Raw genomic sequence first — 19,035 nt, forward strand, 5'->3', positions numbered from 1 at the left:
TGACGACTGTGCATTTTTGTCATCAGGGCCTATTTTTTATGGGCAAGCAGTCAGCAACACAACCAGCGAGGATAAAGGTAAGTATGGTCAAGGCGGACAAGTGGCGATTTTTGACGGTGGGACTGTTGTTAGTGTCGGCAGCGGGCGCAGCCCACGCTGACTCTCTGGATGCACAACGCCAGCGTTACATGCAGATCAAGCAGGCCTGGGATGCCAATCAGCTCGACGTTGTGAGCCAGCTGATGCCCACTCTGACAGATTATCCTTTATATCCTTATCTGGAATACCGCCAGCTAACGCAGGATATTGCCCTGGTGACGCCGCAGCAGATTACGGCCTTCGTCAAGGCCAACCCCACACTGCCGCCTGCGCGTTCGCTGCCTGCGCGCTTTGTCAACGAACTGGCGAGGCGTCAGGACTGGCAGGGGCTGCTCTCCTTCAGCCCGCAGGCGCCGCGGCCGGTTGCCGCACGCTGCAACTACTATTTCGCCAAGTGGTCTACCGGCCAACAGCAGGTCGCATTCGATGGCGCTAAAGATATCTGGTTGACCGGCACCTCGCTGCCGGGCACCTGCGATAAGCTTTTCACCGTATGGCAACAAGCCGGTAATCAGACCGCGCTGACGACGCTACAGCGCATCGCTCTGGCGATGAAGGCGGGTAATAGCAGCCTAGTGACCTATCTCGCCAAACAGCTGCCGTCGGACTACCAGACGATGAGTGACGCGCTGGTGGCACTGCAAAACGATCCCAATACCGTCGAAAGCTTTGCGCGTACCGTTGGACCGACCGACTTTACCCGCAATGCCGTGAGCATCGCCTTTGCCCGCGTTGCGCGTGACAACGCCGATAATGCACGCTCGATGCTGCCTATCCTGGCGCGGCTGCAAAAAATGGACGATGGCGATCGCCTCGGTCTGGAAGAGACCGTTGCCTGGCAGTATATGGGCAGCGATGCGACGCCAGAACAGGCCGCGTGGCGCGACAACGTCATCCTTCGCAGTCACTCCACCTCGCTGGTTGAACGCCGCATTCGTATGTCTCTGGCTGCCGGTGACCGTCAGGGGCTGGCGCGCTGGATGCAGCAGCTTCCAGCGGACGCGATGCAGGAAGATGAATGGCGCTACTGGCACGCCGCGCTGCTCATCGATCAAGGCCGTCGTACCGAGGGTGAAAGCATTCTACGCACCCTGATGCAGGGCCGTGGTTTCTATCCGATGGCGGCGGCACAAAAGCTCAATGTCGCTTATCCCATGACCATTTCCGTGGCCGCAAGGCCTGACGCTAGCCTGGATAAGTCGCCGGAGATAGCCCGCGTGCGCGAGCTACTCTATTGGAATATGGATAATCTGGCGCGCACTGAATGGACGTATCTGGTGCAGAGCCGCAGTAAAACACAGCAGGAGGCACTGGCCCGTTACGCCTACGAGAAAGGCTGGCCCGAGCTGAGTGTGCAGGCCACTATCGCCGGTAAACTGTGGGATTATTTGCAGGAGCGCTTCCCACTGGCCTGGTCACCGGAATTCCGCCAGGCAACTGAAAATAAAGGCATTACTCAGAGCTACGCGATGGCGATTGCCCGTCAGGAAAGCGCCTGGAATCCGGCGGCACGTTCGCCGGTCGGTGCCGCAGGCCTGATGCAATTAATGCCTGCCACGGCGGAGCATACGGTGCAGATGAGCGGTATTCCTGGCTATACCAACAGCAGCCAGCTGCTTGATCCGCAAACCAATATCACCATTGGTACCGGGTATTTGGAATATGTCTATCAGATGTTTGGCCGCAACCGTATCTTGTCGAGTGCCGCCTATAATGCGGGTCCGGGCCGAGTGAATACCTGGCTGGGCAATACCGAAGGACGCGTGGACGCCGTCGCATTTATAGAAAGTATTCCTTTCTCTGAAACTCGCCGATATGTTAAAAATGTGTTAGCGTATGATGCGTTTTATCGCTACTTTTTACATCAGCCAGCCAAAGTCTTAACCGACGCGGAGTGGCAGAGGCGTTATTGATCTTTGCGCCACTATGGTATGCTGCTGTACTAGTTTAATAGTGTGGCAGCGTATCCATGGCACAAATTTCTTTGAATGACCCGGCTCTTTCCCAACAAGGCAATGAGGACTGGCAATGCTTTCTGGCATTGCTACAGCAATCTTTTGCTGAAAATCTGCAAAATTCCCTGCTTCAGCTTTTTCTTACGCCCGACGAGCGCACTGCGCTGGGAACGCGTTTGAGGATCATTGAAGAATTGATGAGGGGAGAGTTGAGTCAGCGCGAACTCAAAAACCAGCTGGGTGCGGGTATTGCAACGATTACGCGAGGCTCAAATGGGCTGAAATCCGCACCGCCTGAGCTCAAGGCCTGGCTGGCGGCGCGTTTACTAGAATCAGCGGACGACGACACAACGCAGTCGTAGCCTGCGCAGGCAGACGTTAGTGCGTCTGTGAACGTGTCTGGTAAATCGCATTATGGAAGGGCGCAAGGGCCAACACCAGCGCCTGATGATACACGCTGGTACGCGTTAGCTTCCCGGCGGTAAAGATACCAATCGCTCCCCCCTTGCGTTTAACTTCGGCAATGCCCGAGAGTTTTTCCATTTCGTCGCCCAATTCACTCCCCTGACCTATCTCCTGTAATATAATTTCAGGCAACATCAGGCTGGCAGAGCGCGATTCGCCGCGTTGATGCATGTTTTCAATCACCATCCACGCGAAAGTCATGTTGTCTTCGATTCCAGCTTCTATCCCGACCCAGAAATCCGCCTCGGGGCGGATTTGGCGTGCGCTGATGACGCGATGTCGTGCACCCGTACGGGTTTCGAGACTGCCAATAGGCTGTTCGGGAACGCCGCTGTCGACGTCGATGCCTTCAATGCGGAAAGAATCGGCACCGAAAATGTCCTCAAAAGCCATGGCAATTGCGTTAATTTTTGCTGGGTTGGTCGTAGCAGCGATAACGTGATACATAGATTTCATTGTCCTTAGCTTATTTCACGCAGTATAACGGAAAAAACTCATGTTACAGGTATATCTCGTCCGTCATGGCGAAACCGAATGGAATGCAGCACGCCGTATTCAGGGACAGTCTGACAGCCCGTTGACCGAAAAAGGGGTCTTTCAGGCACAGCAAGTCGCCGAAAGGGTGCGCAATGAGGGTATCACACATGTGATTGCCAGCGATCTAGGACGCACGAAACGTACAGCAGAAATTATCGCCGATGCCTGTGGTTGTGAAGTCATTACGGACCCGCGCCTGCGTGAACTGCATATGGGCGTGCTGGAAACTCGTCATCTCGACGGCCTGACGCCGCAGGAAGAGACATGGCGCAAGCAGATGGTCGATGGCACGCCGGAGGGACGTATTCCGCAAGGCGAGACCATGAACGAGCTGGCGTCGCGTATGCGTCAGGCACTCGACGACTGCCTGAATCTGCCGGAAGGCAGCAAGCCGTTGCTGGTGAGTCACGGTATTGCGTTGGGCTGTCTTATCAGCACCATTCTGGGACTGCCGCCGTACGCCGAGCGTCGTTTGCGTTTGCGTAACTGTTCTATCTCACGCGTCGATCATCAGCAAAGTGCGTGGTTGGCGTCAGGATGGATTGTTGAAACGGCAGGCGATATTGCGCATCTGGATCAGCCCGCGTTAGACGAATTACAGCGTTAATCTCATAACGAGCTGGTATAGCGAATAAACAGGCGCAGGCAGGAGGATGAATCCTGTCGCGTCTGATTACTTTTAGCGGCGGATAGGGATGAGGTAATCACAATCCATTTCTTTCGGCGGCTCGGTTCCCATGGTTTTACGCATTGGATGGAAACGCTCGATGTCCTGACCTTTACGACGGGTAAGTTTCAGCGTCGGCAGGCAGGTGGTGTACAGCGTCAGGATAAACTCCTGAAGCCCTTCCGGTGAACCTTTGAAGCGGAACATGGCGTATTCACCTTCGTTGAGCACAATTTCTTTTCCTTCCGGCATATTGTCGGTCAGATGGCTTGGCTCAATGGCGGTGGTATACATCACTTCCTGCTCGTCATCTTTTTCCTGGCTTGGTCTTGAATGATGAAGACCATAAAGAAGTGGCGGTAATTCTGTTGTTTCACCAATGTACTGACGCCAGAAATGATCCCGCATTTCATTACGGTAGGTTGTAATTTGTTCCAGCGTACAGGAATAGCTCTGCGTCACGCCAATCAGATGTTTTTCCGGCATAGAGATAAACTCCGGCTGCGGAAGAATGAAAGCACCTAAACGGATGGGTGGACAAATTCCGAAAGAGTGCCAATCTTCAGAGCGACGATACAGTGCAGGTGTTTGTGCAAATTGTTTTTTGAAAGCCCGGGTGAAAGTCTGCTGAGAGTCAAAACGGTATTGCAGGGCAATATCGAGAATTGGCCGACTGGTCAGACGCAGTGCTACTGCAGCTTTAGAAAGCCTGCGAGCCCGAATGTAAGCACCAATAGCATTATTCGTGACATCCTTGAACATACGCTGCAGGTGCCATTTAGAGTAGCCTGCTTTTGCTGCAACGTTGTCGAGTGATAACGGCTGGTCAAGGTGTGTTTCTAACCAGCTGAGAAGATCACGAATGATTCCTGCTTGATCCATAGATCATCCTCGTTGAACTTATATAGGCGCGTAGTAATTTAACCCGTGCATGATAGCAATTTTTTAACGTTAAAACTCGCAGATATTTTTTAGCATACTGTGCGATTTTGGAGAAATTATGGCTTAATCATTTTCACTTTGTGAGCCAGCGCAAGATGTTACAGTGGTAGGATTAGTTTATCAGTCAACTAAATGACTTGGGGTAACTCGATGAAAAATTGTTTAATTTTTGTACTTGGAGTGTTGTCGCTATGTTCCGCAGCGGCACAGGCGGAGCAGATTGGCTCTGTGGATACCGTGTTTAAACTCTTTGGACCGGACCATAAAATTGTGGTCGAAGCTTTCGACGATCCGGATGTTAAAAATGTAACCTGTTATATCAGTCGTGCCAAGACGGGCGGCATTAAAGGCGGCCTTGGATTAGCTGAAGATACCTCTGACGCAGCCATCTCCTGTCAGCAGATTGGTCCGGTCGAGGTGTCTGACGACATCAAGAAGGGCGGTGACAAGGGAACCGTGGTTTTCAAACAGAGAACGTCTTTGATATTCAAAAAGCTGCAGGTCGTGCGTTTCTATGATCCAAAACGAAATGCGCTGGTTTATCTGAGCTATTCCGACAAAGTGGTCGACGGTTCGCCGAAGAACGCCATCAGCGCAGTGCCGATTATCCCATGGGGTAATCGCTAAGCGACTGTCGCTCACGCTACGTAAAAGAAAAGGCCAGCTTTCGCTGGCCTTTTTAACTGTTACAGACCGGTTGGCAACCCGAGTGTTAACGATTCAACTCATTGATAGATAATCTATATCCCAACGCGACGATGCGGCTGGGGCAACGATCACTCTTCCAGGTCGCCGCAGAAGCGATAACCTTCACCGTGAATAGTGGCGATGATCTCTGGGGTATCCGGCGTCGCTTCGAAATGCTTACGGATGCGACGGATTGTGACGTCAACGGTACGGTCATGAGGCTTCAGCTCACGGCCGGTCATTTTCTTCAGCAAATCGCCACGGGTCTGGATCTTGCCCGGATTTTCGCAGAAGTGCAGCATCGCGCGGAATTCACTGCGCGGCAGCTTGTACTGTTCGCCCGCCGGGCTAACCAGTGAACGGCTGTTGATGTCCAGCTCCCAACCGTTAAAACGATAGCTCTCAACCAGACGACGCTCTTCACCCACCGGGCTCAGATTCATGGTACGGGTCAACAGGTTACGCGCACGGATGGTCAATTCACGTGGGTTGAACGGCTTGGTCATGTAATCATCGGCACCAATTTCCAGGCCAAGGATTTTATCGACTTCGTTATCGCGGCCGGTCAGGAACATCAGCGCGACGTTAGCCTGTTCACGCAGTTCACGCGCCAGCAACAGGCCATTTTTTCCCGGCAGGTTGATATCCATCACCACCAGGTTGATATTGTTTTCGGACAGTACGTGATGCATCTCGGCACCATCGTTGGCTTCAAAAACTTCGTAGCCTTCTGCTTCAAAAATACTTTTTAGCGTATTACGTGTTACTAATTCGTCTTCGACGATAAGAATTTGGGGGGTCTGCATTTTTGCTACCTAAGATTGCCAACAAATAGAAAATAGGAGTACAGAAGTCCTTGTTATACAGATGAATTTGACAGTTTCTTGTCGGGTTTCACTCGTGACATGACTAAAGTACGTAAACGCGTTCTTGGTACACTTTCCATCAACGGCAACAACATCGCCTGCTCAGTTGGGATACCACTTCCTGCAGTCCCGTTGGTACCTTGAGCGGCGCATATCCTAACCCTATTAACAGCAATATAACAGCGAGTACCGAAACTGCCACTCAACAAAACTACGCTTTGTTGACATATATCAATTTCAATTGTAGCACGGTAACAGAAAGGTGAAAAATACTTAAAATCCGGCACCCAGCACTTACATTTCGGCGTTTATTAAAAAATATTTGATAGATAAATAACGTTAAGTTTCAAAAAATTTAACAACTAGTCTCACTTTGCTTATCATTATGATTTTTAATGGTAATTAATCAGTCGTTTGCGCGGCATGGCTATTCAATGTCAGCCGAGCACGCCGAAGGCTTTTTTCCTTAGCCAACACCAAGACATATTCGAAGACTGTTAAACGGATGTGAATTATAATTGTGCCTATTCCGATTGTCTGTTGCCTTAAATAAACTCGAACGGCGACCTACTGATCTTCTTTAATCGTCATTTTTCAGAGGTAGCTCATGCAACTTCATATTATTCTCGTTTCCCCGGCTCGGCCCGAAAATGTGGGCGCAGCGGCGCGGGCAATGAAAACCATGGGCTTCGCCTCGCTGCGTATCGTCGACAGTCAGGCTCATTTGCAGCCGGAGGCGGGCTGGGTGGCCCATGGTTCCGCTGAAATTCTGCAAAATGCACAGCACTTTGCCACCCTCGAAGCGGCACTGGCCGACGTTGATTTCACGATTGCGACCACTGCGCGCAGCCGGGCAAAATTCCACTATTACTGCACGCCGCAGGAACTTGAGACCCAACTGGCCGAACGCCAGAACTGGGTCAATAACGTTGCGCTGGTGTTTGGTCGCGAGGATTCGGGCCTAACTAATGAAGAGCTCGAGTTGGCCGATCTGCTGACCGGCGTTCCGATGGTTGCCGATTATCCGTCGCTCAACCTCGGGCAGGCGGTGATGGTATTCTGTTATCAGCTCTCTTCGTTAAACCAAATAGCACAAAAGCAGGCGATTCAGGCCGAGGCGGGGCAACTGAATGCGCTGCGCGATCGCGTCTCGCGTTTGTTAGTTAATTTGGGCTCTCAGGATGACCAGAAATTGACGGATTGGCTGCACCAGAGACTCGGCGTTCTGGAGCAACGCGATGCCGCCATGCTGCACACGTTGCTGCACGATATCGAAAAAAAATTCGGCCACTGAGGTCGGACGCTTTTTAAAGAACAGCAAGTGGAATGTCTATCCTTTATGCAGAATGCTGGTTTTTTTATCTAAAAATTGCCTAAAAGACTGGTTTAATCCGCTGCATTCACTGTGTGCATTTTTTAGGCGAAAAATAGAAAAAAATTGACTTACCGAGGCTTATGCTTTAGCTAATAGGGCAGACAGAGTAAAAACTAACTAAATAAAGACAACAAAAACCAATGCGACACATCAGCCTGAACACCACAATTATTACAACCACCACCATTACCATCGGTAACGGGGCGGGCTGACGCGTACAGGAAAAACAGAAAAAGCCCGCACCTAACCAGTGCGGGCTTTTTTTTTACGGCTACATTCCCTAGTAAAATTTCTCGACAAGAGAGTAGGAGAAACCAGAAATGCGAGTGTTGAAATTTGGCGGGACGTCAGTAGCAAATGCCGAGCGCTTCCTGCGGGTAGCGGAAATCATGGAGAGCAATGCAAGCCAGGGACAGGTCGCTACGGTATTGTCAGCCCCGGCCAAAATTACCAATCATCTGGTCGCGATGATCGAAAAAACCGTTGCCGGGCAGGACATCCTGCCGATCGTAAGCGATGCAGAACGCATTTTTTCCGACCTGATTAACGGCCTTGCCGAGGCGCTCCCTGCCTTTGACCTGGTCGGCATCAAACGTTTTGTCGAGCAGGAATTTGGTCAGCTCAAACAGCTGCTGCACGGTATCGGCCTGTTGGGACAGTGCCCGGACAGCGTCAACGCCAGCATCATCTGCCGGGGTGAAAAGCTGTCGATTGCCATTATGGAAGCCGTATTCAAAGCCAAAGGTTTCGGTGTGACCGTGATTAATCCGGTCGAGAAACTGCTGGCCGTGGGCCACTACCTCGAATCTACCGTCGATATCAACGAGTCTACCGCCCGTATTGCTGCGAGCAACATTCCTGCCAGCGATATCGTGCTGATGGCCGGTTTCACCGCCGGTAATGACAAGGGCGAGCTGGTGGTGCTGGGACGTAACGGCTCCGACTACTCCGCTGCCGTGCTGGCCGCCTGCCTGCGCGCAGACTGCTGCGAGATCTGGACCGACGTCGACGGCGTTTACACCTGCGATCCGCGCACTGTGCCGGACGCTCGCCTGTTGAAGTCGATGTCTTACCAGGAGGCGATGGAGCTCTCGTACTTTGGTGCCAAGGTCCTGCACCCGCGCACTATCACACCTATCGCCCAGTTCCAGATCCCATGTCTCATCAAAAACACCGCCAATCCGCAAGCACCGGGTACGCTCATCGGCAGCCACAGTGCGGGCAGCGAATTTGAAGACAAAAATACCCCGGTCAAAGGCATCACCAACCTGAACAATATGGCGATGATCAACGTCTCCGGTCCGGGGATGAAAGGCATGATTGGCATGGCCGCCCGCGTGTTCGCGGTGATGTCGCGTTCGGGTATCTCGGTGGTGTTGATTACCCAATCTTCTTCCGAATACAGCATCAGCTTTTGCGTGCCGCAGGGAGAGCTGGTTCGTGCCCGTAAGGCGCTGGAAGACGAGTTTTACCTGGAGCTGAAAGACGGCCTGCTTGAGCCGCTCGACGTGACCGAAAAGCTGGCCGTCATCTCGGTGGTAGGCGACGGTATGCGCACGCTGCGCGGTATCTCCGCCAAGTTCTTCTCGGCGCTGGCGCGTGCCAATATCAATATCGTAGCCATCGCGCAGGGCTCGTCAGAGCGTTCTATTTCCGTGGTCGTCAGCAATGACGATGCGACCATGGGCGTACGCGTCAGTCACCAGATGCTGTTCAATACCGATCAGGTCATCGAAGTGTTCCTGATTGGCGTCGGCGGCGTCGGCGGTGCATTGATCGAACAAATCCGTCGTCAGCAGGCGTGGCTGAAGGCCAAGCACATCGATCTGCGCGTGTGCGGTATCGCCAACTCGCGCGCGATGCTGACCAACGTGCACGGCATTCCGCTGGAAAACTGGCGCGACGAGCTGGGCGCGGCCAAAGAGCCGTTCAACATCGGTCGTCTGATTCGTCTGGTCAAAGAGTACCACCTGCTCAATCCGGTGGTGGTTGACTGTACTTCAAGCGAGGCCATTGCTAACCAGTACGCCGATCTGCTGTCCGACGGTTTCCACGTGGTTACGCCGAACAAGCGCGCCAATACTGCGTCGATGAACTACTACCATCAGCTGCGTAAGGCGGCGGCGAGCTCTCGTCGCAAGTTCCTGTACGACACTAACGTCGGTGCGGGCCTGCCGGTTATCGAAAACTTGCAAAACCTGCTTAATGCCGGTGACGAGATGGTGCGCTTCAGCGGGATCCTCTCCGGATCGCTGTCGCAGATCTTCGGCAAGCTGGACGAGGGCGTGTCGCTGTCTGAGGCGACGCTGGCGGCGCGTGAAAGTGGTTTTACTGAGCCGGATCCGCGTGACGATCTCTCGGGTATGGACGTCGCGCGTAAACTGTTGATCCTGGCGCGTGAGGCCGGTTACAAACTTGAGCTGTCTGACATTGAAGTCGAGCCAGTTCTGCCGGTATCCTTTGACGCGACCGGTGACGTCAGCGCGTTCCTTGCACGCCTGCCTGAGCTCGACGCCGAGTTCAAAAAACGCGTGGCCGATGCGGCCGCAGAAGGCAAGGTGCTGCGTTACGTCGGCGCCATAGATGAAGGGCGCTGTAGCGTCAGGATCGAAGCCGTCGACGGTAACAGTCCACTGTATAAAGTGAAAAATGGCGAGAATGCGCTGGCGTTCTACAGCCGTTATTATCAACCGATTCCTCTAGTTTTGCGCGGCTACGGTGCGGGTAACGATGTTACTGCCGCTGGCGTCTTCGCCGACCTTTTGCGAACGCTGTCATGGAAGTTAGGAGTTTAATATGGTTAAGGTATATGCCCCGGCATCAATTGGTAACGTTAGCGTCGGTTTTGACGTGCTGGGTGCGGCAGTTTCACCGGTAGACGGTTCGCTACTGGGCGACTGCGTGAGCGTGGAAGCGGCCTCGCAATTCAGCCTCAAGAATGAAGGGCGCTTCGTGTCCAAGCTGCCGGACAAGATGGAAGACAACATTGTTTACCAGTGCTGGGAACGCTACTGCCAGGAAGTGGGCAAAGAAATCCCGGTCGCCATGACGCTTGAGAAAAACATGCCCATCGGCTCAGGGCTGGGTTCCAGCGCCTGTTCCGTGGTAGCGGGTTTGATGGCGATGAACGAGTTCAACGGCAACCAGGTGAGCGATACCCGCATGCTGGAGCTCATGGGCGAGCTGGAAGGCCGCATCTCCGGTGGCGTGCACTTCGACAACGTTGCGCCATGCTATCTCGGCGGCCTGCAGTTGATCATTGAAGAGCTGGGCATTGTGTCTCAGGACGTGCCTTGCTTCGACGACTGGCTGTGGGTGATGGCGTATCCGGGCATCAAGGTGTCTACCGCCGAGGCGCGCGCGATTTTGCCGGCCCAGTATCGCCGTCAGGACTGCATCAGCCACGGTCGTTATTTGTCCGGTTTCATTCACGCCTGCCATACTCAGCAGCCGCAGCTGGCAGTTAAACTGATGAAAGACGTCATTGCCGAACCTTATCGCACCCGTTTGCTGCCGGGCTTTGCTCAGGCGCGAACCGCTGCTGAAGAAATAGGGGCTCTGGCCTGCGGGATCTCGGGATCCGGTCCAACGCTGTTTGCTATCTGTAACGACAGCGAGACGGCGCAACGCATGGCTGATTGGCTGCAGAATCACTATCTGCAAAATGACGAAGGTTTTGTTCATATTTGTCGCCTGGATACCGCAGGCGCGAGACTATTGGGATAATCGATGAAACTGTACAACCTGAAGGATCACAACGAGCAGGTCAGCTTTGCACAAGCAGTGAAGCAAGGCTTAGGCAAGCAACAAGGGCTGTTCTTCCCGCTGGATCTGCCTGAGTTTGAGCTGACCGAAATTGACCGCCTGCTCGAGCTGGATTTCGTAACGCGCAGCAGCCGCATTCTTTCTGCATTCATTGGCGACGAAATTCCTGAAGAAGCGCTGTATCAACGCGTGAAAAATGCCTTCGCCTTCCCTGCACCGGTTGCTGCGGTCGCAGACGACGTAGCCTGCCTGGAACTTTTCCACGGCCCGACGCTGGCATTTAAAGACTTCGGCGGCCGCTTTATGGCGCAGATCCTGACTCAAGTGTCAGGCGATCAGCCGGTGACCATTCTGACCGCAACCTCCGGTGATACCGGTGCGGCAGTGGCTCACGCCTTCCATGGCCTGAAAAACGTGCGCGTCGTTATCCTATATCCGCGCGGTAAAATCAGCCCGCTGCAGGAAAAACTGTTCTGTACGCTGGGTGACAACATCCACACCGTGGCTATCGACGGCGATTTCGACGCCTGTCAGGCGCTGGTCAAGCAGGCGTTCGATGATGAAGAACTGAAGGTTGCGCTGCACCTTAACTCCGCGAACTCCATCAACATCAGCCGTCTGCTGGCGCAGATCTGCTACTACTTTGAAGCTGTGGCGCAGCTGCCGCAGGAAGCACGCAACCAGCTGGTCGTTTCCGTACCCAGCGGTAACTTCGGTGACCTGACGGCGGGACTGCTGGCGAAGGCACTGGGTCTGCCAATCAAACGCTTTATCGCGGCGACCAACGCCAACGACACCGTGCCACGCTTCCTGGTCAACGGCGAGTGGGCACCGAACAAGACGGTGGCAACATTGTCGAACGCGATGGACGTTAGCCAGCCTAACAACTGGCCACGAGTCGAAGAACTGTATCGTCGCAAGATCTGGCAGTTGAAGGATCTGGGCTACGCGGCAGTGAGCGACGAGACGACCGAAGACGCCATGCGCGAGCTGGCAGACATCGGTTACATCTCCGAGCCGCATGCGGCGATTGCTTATCGTGCACTGCGTGACCAGCTGAAAGAGGGGGAGTTCGGTCTGTTTATCGGTACGGCACACCCGGCGAAATTTAAGGAAAGCGTTGATGCCATCCTCGGTCAGGAGCTGCCGTTGCCGAAAGAGTTGGCCGACCGCGCCGACCTGCCGCTGCTGTCGCACAACTTGCCTGCGGACTTCAGCGAAATGCGTAAGTTTCTGATGGCTTTGCCTGAATAAACGGAATGCAAAAAACGAAAAGGCCATCATTTGATGGCCTTTTTACTGCGCTGAAGCAGGTCAAGCTACGCTCCCGTCATTTTATAAAACGAGTTGGAGGGTAAAGCGTTACTTCTGCTCTGCTCGCGTAAATACCAGCTCGTTGCCTTCGGAGCGCGCGGCGTCGAACCGATAACCCTCGAGCGAGAACGCCTGTAGCTGCTTACGCTGGGTCAAACGCTCCTTGATGATAAAGCGGCTCATCAGCCCGCGCGCTTTTTTGGCATAGAAGCTGATCACTTTATACTTGCCGTTCTTCTCGTCGAGGAACACTGGTTTGATTATCTCACCGTCCAGCTTCGCCGTTTTCACCGCCTTGAAGTACTCGTCCGACGCAAGATTCACCAAAATTTTATCTCCTTGTTCTTTAAGGATAGTATTCAGTTTATCGGTCAGCAGGTCACCCCAGAAAGCATAAAGATTAGTCCCCTGCGGATTGTTGAGGCGAATACCCATCTCAAGACGGTAAGGCTGCATCAGGTCCAGAGGACGCAGAATACCGTACAGGCCGGAGAGCATACGCAAATGCTTCTGTGCAAAATCGAAATCTTTCTCGCTGAAGTCTTCCGCCTGTAGGCCGGTATAAACGTCACCCTTAAATGCCAGGATAGCCTGACGCGCATTGTCCGGCGTAAAGTCCGGCTGCCAGTCGTTAAAACGCTCGGCGTTAAGGTGTGCCAGCTTGTCGCTGATTCCCATCAGGCTGGAAATCTCCGCCGGAGAAAGCTTTCTGGCAATCTCAATCAGCTGGCTGGATTTATCGAGCAGCTCTGGCTGAGTGAAGCGTTTGGTCGCAAGTTTACTTTCGTAGTCCAGCGTTTTGGCGGGTGAAATAATAGTCAGCATAGCGGCGTCCGGTTAGTCTGCGCAGTGTTGAGCAGGAAAGTGAATAATACAGTCTTTAGTTATTTTACCAAAAAACCGCTGCTTTAAAAAAATCGCAGCAATAGGCTCCGCCTTGAGCCTGATTATTTCCAGATGCCGTCCTGCAATTGCCCCTTCAGCTCAGGAAAACTGCCGGAGTTAAACACCGGTTCGCGGCCCATGACTCGCTGGCGTTCGAAGTCTCTCACCACCTTCAGCGCCAGCCCTGAGAGCAAAAGCAGGGCGGTCAGGTTGATCATGGTGATCACCGCCAGAGAGATGCTGGCCGTCTGCATCAGCAACGGCGTTCCAATAAAGGATCCCACCAGCAGCATCACCAGCATCGCCAGCCGCAGCAGGTAGAGAGAGCCGGTTTTGCCACGCTGCAAAAACAGCAGGTTATTTTCGGCATACATGCAGTTGGTCATCATGGTCGTAAAGCCAAATATCAACATGAATATCGCCAGCAACTGTGGACCGAACGAACCTATGCTTCCGCTCACGGCCTGCGTGAGGAGGGTGATACCGCTGATTTTGTCGGTCGGCGCAGTGAGCATGCCCGACGAGAGTATTATCATGGCGGTCGCGCTGCATACCACGAAGGTGTCAACCAGTACGCCCAGCATCTGAGTGAAGCCTTGATTGGCCGGATGACGTGACGCGGCCATGGCGGCAATGTGCGGCGTTGAACCTGACCCCGCCTCGTTGGAGAACAGGCCCTGCTGAATACCCTGAGTCATGGCAATGGTCACGCCATAGCCGAGCGCACCGGCGGCAAATTCCTGAAAGCCAAAGGCGCTTTTAAAAATGAGCAGAAACACTTCCGGCAGCCTGTCGACGTTGACCGCCATCACCCAGAAGGCCAGTAGCATATAGCTAAGGCACATAATCGGCGCCAGCCATACGGAAACCTTCACCAGCGTGCGCAGCCCGCCCGCGAGCGTTAGCGCGAAAAGAATGCCCAGCGCAATGCTGATGTGCCAAGGCGTCAAATTAAAGGCCACCGCCACCGCCTGGGTGACGGCTTTGGCCTGTAGAACGTTGAACACGAAGCCGACGATGAGGATCATCAATACCGAGAATAGCACCCCCATCCAGCGCATGCCGAGGCCACGGCTCATGTATTCGGAAGGTCCACCGCGAAACTGCATCTTGTTATCGGTGGTCTTAAACACCTGCGCGAGGGTGTTTTCTATCAGTGCGATCGGCATACCGAGCAGGGTGATTATCCACATCCAGAATATCGCCCCCGGACCGCCGGTGGTGATGGCCATCGCCACCCCGGTCAGACTGCCTACGCCGATGCGGCCGGAAAGGGTCACGGCCAGTGACTGGAACGACGAAACGCCGCGTGCATCGGCGGATTTATTGCGTCGCAGGCAAAGAAACATTTCTCGCCAGCGTCGAAACTGGATGAATCGCGTGCGCAACGTGAGGTAAATACCGAATCCTAAAAGGAAATAGATCAGTATTGATTCCCACAGAATGTCGTCGAGAAAGTTAAGCAAGCTGGCCATCAGAGTCCTTATTCCTTAAAAAATATATGGCTAATCCTTTATTCTTCGCCCGTTTTTTAACCATTTATTGCATTAATAATCAACTTTTATTGCATAAAACAATGAGCACTATAACTGCCTTGCGGATGTCTTGGCGCATGTTATCATCAAGAGAAGGCAAGGCATGAAAATGCCTCAACGATAATCTACAAACGATGAGATATGCCACAATGACCGATAAATTGACTTCCCTACGCGAACTGACCAAGGTAGTTGCAGATACTGGTGATATCGCGGCAATAAAGTTGTATCAGCCTCAGGATGCCACCACTAACCCTTCTTTGATCCTTAACGCTGCCCAGATCCCTGAATACCGCAAACTGATCGACGAAGCCATTGCATGGGCGCGCGACCAGAGCAGCGATCGTGACCAGCAGATCATTGATACTGCCGACAAGCTTGCAGTAAATATCGGTCTTGAAATTCTGAAACTGGTGCCGGGCCGTATTTCTACCGAAGTTGATGCTCGCCTGTCTTACGACACCGAAGCTAGCATCGCGAAAGCTCATCGTTTGATCAAACTCTACAACGATGCAGGCATCAGCAACGACCGTATCCTGATTAAACTGGCTTCTACCTGGCAGGGCATCCGTGCCGCCGAGCAGCTGGAAAAAGAAGGCATCAACTGTAACCTGACCCTGCTGTTCTCCTTCGCTCAGGCGCGTGCCTGTGCCGAAGCGGGTGCTTTCCTGATTTCTCCGTTCGTGGGCCGTATCCTCGACTGGTACAAAGCTAACGGCGACAAGAAAGAGTTCGCACCAAGCGAAGATCCGGGCGTGGTGTCCGTGACCGAAATTTACGAATACTACAAACAGCATGGCTATGAAACCGTCGTTATGGGCGCAAGCTTCCGTAATACCGACGAAATCATCGAGCTGGCGGGTTGTGATCGTCTGACCATCGGACCTGCGCTGCTTAAAGAACTGAAAGAAAGCGAAGGTACGCTGGAGCGTAAACTGTCTTACACTGGCGAAATCAAAGCGCGTCCGGCGCCGCTGACCGAAGCGCAGTTCTACTGGGACCACAATCAGGATCCTATGGCTATCGACAAGCTGGCCGACGGTATCCGTAAGTTTGCCGTAGACCAGGGCAAACTCGAAAAAATGATCGCCGACCTGCTGTAATCGCCCGTCTGGTGACAAACCTGAATAAAGAGGTGGCTTAGGCCACCTTTTTTTATACCTGTCTTGCTTAAAAAACCTCTTGTGCCCTGTGGTTCTGGCTTAGGTTGCCGATATACTTGTCTTTTACTGTGGCCGCCGCGAGCGGCATGTTTCACAGAGATCCAGGAGGAGCGAAATGGATAAATTACGAATTGGTCTGGTGTCAGTTTCCGATCGCGCGTCGAGCGGTATTTATCAGGATAAGGGCATTCCGGCACTGGAAGCCTGGCTGGGAGAGGCGTTAATCACCCCGTTTAGCCTTGAGAAACGCCTCATTCCCGATGAGCAGCCTCTGATTGAGCAGGCAATTTGCGAGCTGGTTGACGAAGCGGGATGCCATCTGGTGCTGACCACTGGCGGTACGGGTCCAGCGCGCCGCGACGTGACGCCGGATGCGACTATGGCCGTGGCCGATCGCCTGATGCCGGGCTTCGGTGAGCAAATGCGCCAAATTAGCCTGCATTTTGTGCCGACGGCCATTTTGTCGCGCCAGGTTGGCGCCATTCGCAAACAGGCGCTGATCCTCAATTTACCGGGGCAGCCGAAGTCGATTAAGGAAACGCTGGAAGGACTCAAGGGTGACGACGGTAACGTTATCGTGTCAGGAATATTTGCCAGTGTACCTTATTGTATACAGCTGCTGGAGGGGCCTTATATCGAAACCCACCCGGACGTCGTAGCAGCTTTCCGCCCCAAGAGTGCAATTCGCGATACAAAAAACTGAAGTTAGGCTATTTCTGCTATAAGATTCAGTGTCAGTGGTGTGAAAATTAATTGCCGCATATAGTAATGTTTACTTTACATAGTGCGGCAAGATTTTTTACCCCAACTCGATGCGTCAGGTATCTTATGCAACACGATAACAATCGTCGGCTTAACCGGCAGGACTACAAAACACTTTCTCTCGCGGCCCTCGGCGGCGCTCTGGAATTCTACGACTTCATCATTTTCGTCTTCTTCGCGGCAGTTATCGGTGACCTGTTCTTTCCGTCGTCTATGCCCGACTGGCTGCGTCAGGTGCAGACCTTTGGCATCTTTGCGGCAGGGTATCTGGCGCGTCCGCTCGGCGGCATTGTGATGGCTCACTTCGGTGATTTGGTCGGCCGCAAGCGTATGTTCAGCCTGAGTATTCTGCTGATGGCGCTCCCGACTCTGGCAATTGGCCTGTTGCCGACCTATTCCTCTATCGGCATTGCGGCACCTCTGTTGCTTCTCCTTATGCGACTGTTGCAAGGCGCGGCTATTGGCGGAGAAGTGCCGGGTGCATGGGTCTTTGTCGCCGAACACGTGCCGCGTAAACGCATTGGCTTTGCCTGCGGAACGCTGACGGCCGGTCTGACCTTGGGGATCCTGCTGGGATCGCTGGTCGCCACCTTGATTACCACGCTGCTGCCTGCCGCTGCCATCGCGCACGGCGGTTGGCGAATTCCGTTCTTTATTGGCGGTATCTTCGGGTTTATCGCGCTGTATCTGCGCCGCTGGCTACAGGAGACGCCTGTCTTCGTCGAGATGAAATCGCACAAGGTGCTCTCTGAAGGGCTGCCAATCAAATCAGTCATCGCCAATCACAAGAAAGAGATTGTGGTGTCGATGCTGATGACCTGGCTGCTGTCGGCGTGCATTGTGGTGGTTATCCTGATGACGCCAACCTATCTGCAAAAACAGTTGGGGATTCCGGCTGCGCTGACTTTGCAGGCCAACAGCATGGCGACGATTGCGCTACTGTTCGGCTGTATCTGTGCGGGGTGGGTGGTGGACCGCGTGGGGGCGAGCAAAACCTTTATCGTCGGCAGCCTGTTCTTCGGTATTTGCAGCTGGGCGTTCTATCACCTGGTCGCGCTAGACAGCACCTGGCTCAAGCCGATGTATACGCTGGTCGGCTTTAGCATTGGTGTGGTGGGGGCGGTGCCGTTCGTTATGGTGCGGGCCTTCCCGGCCGAAGTGCGATTCACCGGGATCTCCTTCTCCTACAACCTGTCTTACGCCATCTTTGGCGGCCTGACGCCGATTTTTGTCACGCTGATTATGCGCATAACGCCGATGGCCCCGGCCTATTACGTGCTGACACTGGCGGTTATCGGCCTTGGATTAGGCGTTTATCTAAATCGCGATTTGAATAATGAATCGAAGATTGAGGCCCGACTGGCCGAGGCGGGTCAATAAGCCACCGAGTGCGCAGTGAATCCTTGTCGATCCACTGCGCATCTTGTTATTCCCCGATCGGCAGCAGCGCGTAACCGTACTGCTCGTTAATGACCTCGGCCATCGCCAGATAAATAGCGCTGGCTCCGCAGAAAATCCCTTCAATCCCCGCGATGCGCAGCAGCATCACGCTGCCGCTCAAATTGCCCGCGGCCAGCAGAATAAAGAGCAACGTCAAACTGCCAAACACAATTTGCAGCGCGCGATTGTGCTTTAGCGAGCCGATAAACATCAGCAGCGTGAAACAGCCCCACAGCGCCAGATAAACGCCGAGCTGCTCCGGGCTACAGGCGTCGGCAAGCCCCATTTTTGGCAGCAGCAAAATGCCAATCAGGCTGAGCCAGAACGCACCATAGGAGAGGAAAGCGGTCATCCCGAAGGTGTTGCCTTTGCGGTATTCCAGCAGACCGGCAAGGAGCTGCGCCATCCCGCCAAAGAAAATCCCCATGCTGATAATCACTGCGGTCATCGGGAAAACCCCGGCGTTATGCAGATTCAGTAGAATGGTGGTCATGCCAAAGCCCATCAGCCCAAGGGGACCGGGATTGGCAAGTTTGCAATTTTGCATAGATGTCCTGAAATAATCGTTGTTCTGAAAT

18 protein-coding genes and 1 other annotated feature are annotated in these 19,035 nt (G+C 53.5%); of the genes, 12 read left to right on the forward strand and 6 right to left on the reverse strand.

From position 1 onward, the window contains the following. Positions 1-83 precede the first annotated feature (83 nt). Positions 84-2,012, forward strand: coding sequence for a murein transglycosylase (gene sltY, locus BS640_RS01490; RefSeq protein ID WP_084911699.1), 1,929 nt, complete (start codon positions 84-86; stop codon positions 2,010-2,012). Positions 2,013-2,068: 56 nt separating this feature from the next. Further along, positions 2,069-2,416: a trp operon repressor gene (trpR, locus tag BS640_RS01495; protein WP_084911701.1), complete on the forward strand. Its 348-nt coding sequence runs from the start codon at positions 2,069-2,071 to the stop codon at positions 2,414-2,416. A 16-nt stretch (positions 2,417-2,432) separates the two neighbouring features. Here the strand turns inward: trpR and yjjX are convergent, their stop codons facing one another. Then, on the reverse strand, positions 2,433-2,966 hold the full coding sequence (yjjX, locus tag BS640_RS01500; RefSeq protein ID WP_017493014.1) for an inosine/xanthosine triphosphatase: 534 nt from the start codon (positions 2,964-2,966) through the stop codon (positions 2,433-2,435). A 49-nt stretch (positions 2,967-3,015) separates the two neighbouring features. Here yjjX and gpmB point away from each other — a divergent pair, with 49 nt between their 5' ends. Continuing rightward, on the forward strand, positions 3,016-3,663 hold the full coding sequence (gene gpmB / locus BS640_RS01505; protein ID WP_017493013.1) for a 2,3-diphosphoglycerate-dependent phosphoglycerate mutase GpmB: 648 nt from the start codon (positions 3,016-3,018) through the stop codon (positions 3,661-3,663). Positions 3,664-3,735: 72 nt separating this feature from the next. Here gpmB and robA read toward each other — a convergent pair whose 3' ends face one another. Further along, positions 3,736-4,605 (reverse strand): MDR efflux pump AcrAB transcriptional activator RobA, encoded by an 870-nt coding sequence (robA, locus tag BS640_RS01510; protein ID WP_017493012.1) that lies wholly within the window; start codon positions 4,603-4,605, stop codon positions 3,736-3,738. A gap of 210 nt (positions 4,606-4,815) precedes the next feature. Here robA and creA point away from each other — a divergent pair, with 210 nt between their 5' ends. After that, positions 4,816-5,292, forward strand: coding sequence for a protein CreA (gene creA / locus BS640_RS01515; RefSeq protein WP_084911703.1), 477 nt, complete (start codon positions 4,816-4,818; stop codon positions 5,290-5,292). Between the two features lie 149 nt (positions 5,293-5,441). On the opposite strand, the gene arcA is transcribed toward creA, so the two are convergent. Continuing rightward, positions 5,442-6,158, reverse strand: a complete 717-nt coding sequence (gene arcA / locus BS640_RS01520) for a two-component system response regulator ArcA (RefSeq protein ID WP_017493010.1) — start codon at positions 6,156-6,158, stop codon at positions 5,442-5,444. A gap of 667 nt (positions 6,159-6,825) precedes the next feature. On the opposite strand from arcA, the gene BS640_RS01525 reads away from it, so the two are divergent. The 5 genes from BS640_RS01525 to thrC all read left to right on the forward strand — a co-directional run bounded on the left by BS640_RS01525 (position 6,826) and on the right by thrC (position 12,612). After that, the gene (locus BS640_RS01525) at positions 6,826-7,512 is read left to right on the forward strand and encodes a tRNA/rRNA methyltransferase (protein WP_084911705.1); all 687 of its coding nucleotides are present in this window, start codon (positions 6,826-6,828) and stop codon (positions 7,510-7,512) included. A 221-nt stretch (positions 7,513-7,733) separates the two neighbouring features. Beyond that, on the forward strand, positions 7,734-7,805 hold the full coding sequence (gene thrL / locus BS640_RS22340) for a thr operon leader peptide (protein WP_081601441.1): 72 nt from the start codon (positions 7,734-7,736) through the stop codon (positions 7,803-7,805). Then, positions 7,741-7,860 (forward strand) — a sequence feature (Thr leader region). Its footprint overlaps the gene before it by 65 nt. A gap of 53 nt (positions 7,861-7,913) precedes the next feature. Continuing rightward, positions 7,914-10,388, forward strand: coding sequence for a bifunctional aspartate kinase/homoserine dehydrogenase I (thrA, locus tag BS640_RS01535; protein ID WP_017493008.1), 2,475 nt, complete (start codon positions 7,914-7,916; stop codon positions 10,386-10,388). Between the two features lies 1 nt (position 10,389). After that, on the forward strand, positions 10,390-11,319 hold the full coding sequence (gene thrB, locus BS640_RS01540) for a homoserine kinase (RefSeq protein WP_017493007.1): 930 nt from the start codon (positions 10,390-10,392) through the stop codon (positions 11,317-11,319). Positions 11,320-11,322: 3 nt separating this feature from the next. Continuing rightward, entirely contained in the window at positions 11,323-12,612 is a 1,290-nt protein-coding gene (thrC, locus tag BS640_RS01545) for a threonine synthase (protein ID WP_017493006.1), read from the forward strand. A gap of 108 nt (positions 12,613-12,720) precedes the next feature. Here thrC and yaaA read toward each other — a convergent pair whose 3' ends face one another. Next, entirely contained in the window at positions 12,721-13,497 is a 777-nt protein-coding gene (yaaA, locus tag BS640_RS01550) for a peroxide stress protein YaaA (RefSeq protein WP_084911708.1), read from the reverse strand. 122 nt (positions 13,498-13,619) lie between these two features. Continuing rightward, positions 13,620-15,032 (reverse strand): alanine/glycine:cation symporter family protein, encoded by a 1,413-nt coding sequence (locus BS640_RS01555; protein WP_017493004.1) that lies wholly within the window; start codon positions 15,030-15,032, stop codon positions 13,620-13,622. 209 nt (positions 15,033-15,241) lie between these two features. On the opposite strand from BS640_RS01555, the gene tal reads away from it, so the two are divergent. The 3 genes from tal to BS640_RS01570 all read left to right on the forward strand — a co-directional run bounded on the left by tal (position 15,242) and on the right by BS640_RS01570 (position 18,397). Then, on the forward strand, positions 15,242-16,195 hold the full coding sequence (gene tal / locus BS640_RS01560; RefSeq protein ID WP_017493003.1) for a transaldolase: 954 nt from the start codon (positions 15,242-15,244) through the stop codon (positions 16,193-16,195). Between the two features lie 175 nt (positions 16,196-16,370). Beyond that, the gene (gene mog, locus BS640_RS01565; protein ID WP_017493002.1) at positions 16,371-16,958 is read left to right on the forward strand and encodes a molybdopterin adenylyltransferase; all 588 of its coding nucleotides are present in this window, start codon (positions 16,371-16,373) and stop codon (positions 16,956-16,958) included. Between the two features lie 125 nt (positions 16,959-17,083). Next, a complete protein-coding gene (locus BS640_RS01570; RefSeq protein ID WP_017493001.1) occupies positions 17,084-18,397 on the forward strand; it encodes an MFS transporter in 1,314 nt (437 codons plus the stop codon). 46 nt (positions 18,398-18,443) lie between these two features. Here BS640_RS01570 and satP read toward each other — a convergent pair whose 3' ends face one another. Next, positions 18,444-19,004 (reverse strand): acetate uptake transporter, encoded by a 561-nt coding sequence (gene satP, locus BS640_RS01575; RefSeq protein ID WP_084911710.1) that lies wholly within the window; start codon positions 19,002-19,004, stop codon positions 18,444-18,446. Positions 19,005-19,035 lie beyond the last annotated feature (31 nt).

The organism is Rouxiella badensis, assembly GCF_002093665.1.
In the GTDB taxonomy this organism is placed as follows: domain Bacteria; phylum Pseudomonadota; class Gammaproteobacteria; order Enterobacterales; family Enterobacteriaceae; genus Rouxiella; species Rouxiella badensis.

Coding starts and splice junctions, on each gene's coding strand:
- thrA (WP_017493008.1), top strand. CDS start 7,914: ATGCGAGTGTTGAAATTTGGCGGGACGTCAGTAGCAAATGCCGAGCGC.
- sltY (WP_084911699.1), top strand. CDS start 84: ATGGTCAAGGCGGACAAGTGGCGATTTTTGACGGTGGGACTGTTGTTA.
- thrB (WP_017493007.1), top strand. CDS start 10,390: ATGGTTAAGGTATATGCCCCGGCATCAATTGGTAACGTTAGCGTCGGT.
- yaaA (WP_084911708.1), bottom strand. CDS start 13,497: ATGCTGACTATTATTTCACCCGCCAAAACGCTGGACTACGAAAGTAAA.
- BS640_RS01525 (WP_084911705.1), top strand. CDS start 6,826: ATGCAACTTCATATTATTCTCGTTTCCCCGGCTCGGCCCGAAAATGTG.
- BS640_RS01570 (WP_017493001.1), top strand. CDS start 17,084: ATGCAACACGATAACAATCGTCGGCTTAACCGGCAGGACTACAAAACA.
- mog (WP_017493002.1), top strand. CDS start 16,371: ATGGATAAATTACGAATTGGTCTGGTGTCAGTTTCCGATCGCGCGTCG.
- thrC (WP_017493006.1), top strand. CDS start 11,323: ATGAAACTGTACAACCTGAAGGATCACAACGAGCAGGTCAGCTTTGCA.
- BS640_RS01555 (WP_017493004.1), bottom strand. CDS start 15,032: ATGGCCAGCTTGCTTAACTTTCTCGACGACATTCTGTGGGAATCAATA.
- arcA (WP_017493010.1), bottom strand. CDS start 6,158: ATGCAGACCCCCCAAATTCTTATCGTCGAAGACGAATTAGTAACACGT.
- creA (WP_084911703.1), top strand. CDS start 4,816: ATGAAAAATTGTTTAATTTTTGTACTTGGAGTGTTGTCGCTATGTTCC.
- robA (WP_017493012.1), bottom strand. CDS start 4,605: ATGGATCAAGCAGGAATCATTCGTGATCTTCTCAGCTGGTTAGAAACA.
- yjjX (WP_017493014.1), bottom strand. CDS start 2,966: ATGTATCACGTTATCGCTGCTACGACCAACCCAGCAAAAATTAACGCA.
- satP (WP_084911710.1), bottom strand. CDS start 19,004: ATGCAAAATTGCAAACTTGCCAATCCCGGTCCCCTTGGGCTGATGGGC.
- gpmB (WP_017493013.1), top strand. CDS start 3,016: ATGTTACAGGTATATCTCGTCCGTCATGGCGAAACCGAATGGAATGCA.
- trpR (WP_084911701.1), top strand. CDS start 2,069: ATGGCACAAATTTCTTTGAATGACCCGGCTCTTTCCCAACAAGGCAAT.
- tal (WP_017493003.1), top strand. CDS start 15,242: ATGACCGATAAATTGACTTCCCTACGCGAACTGACCAAGGTAGTTGCA.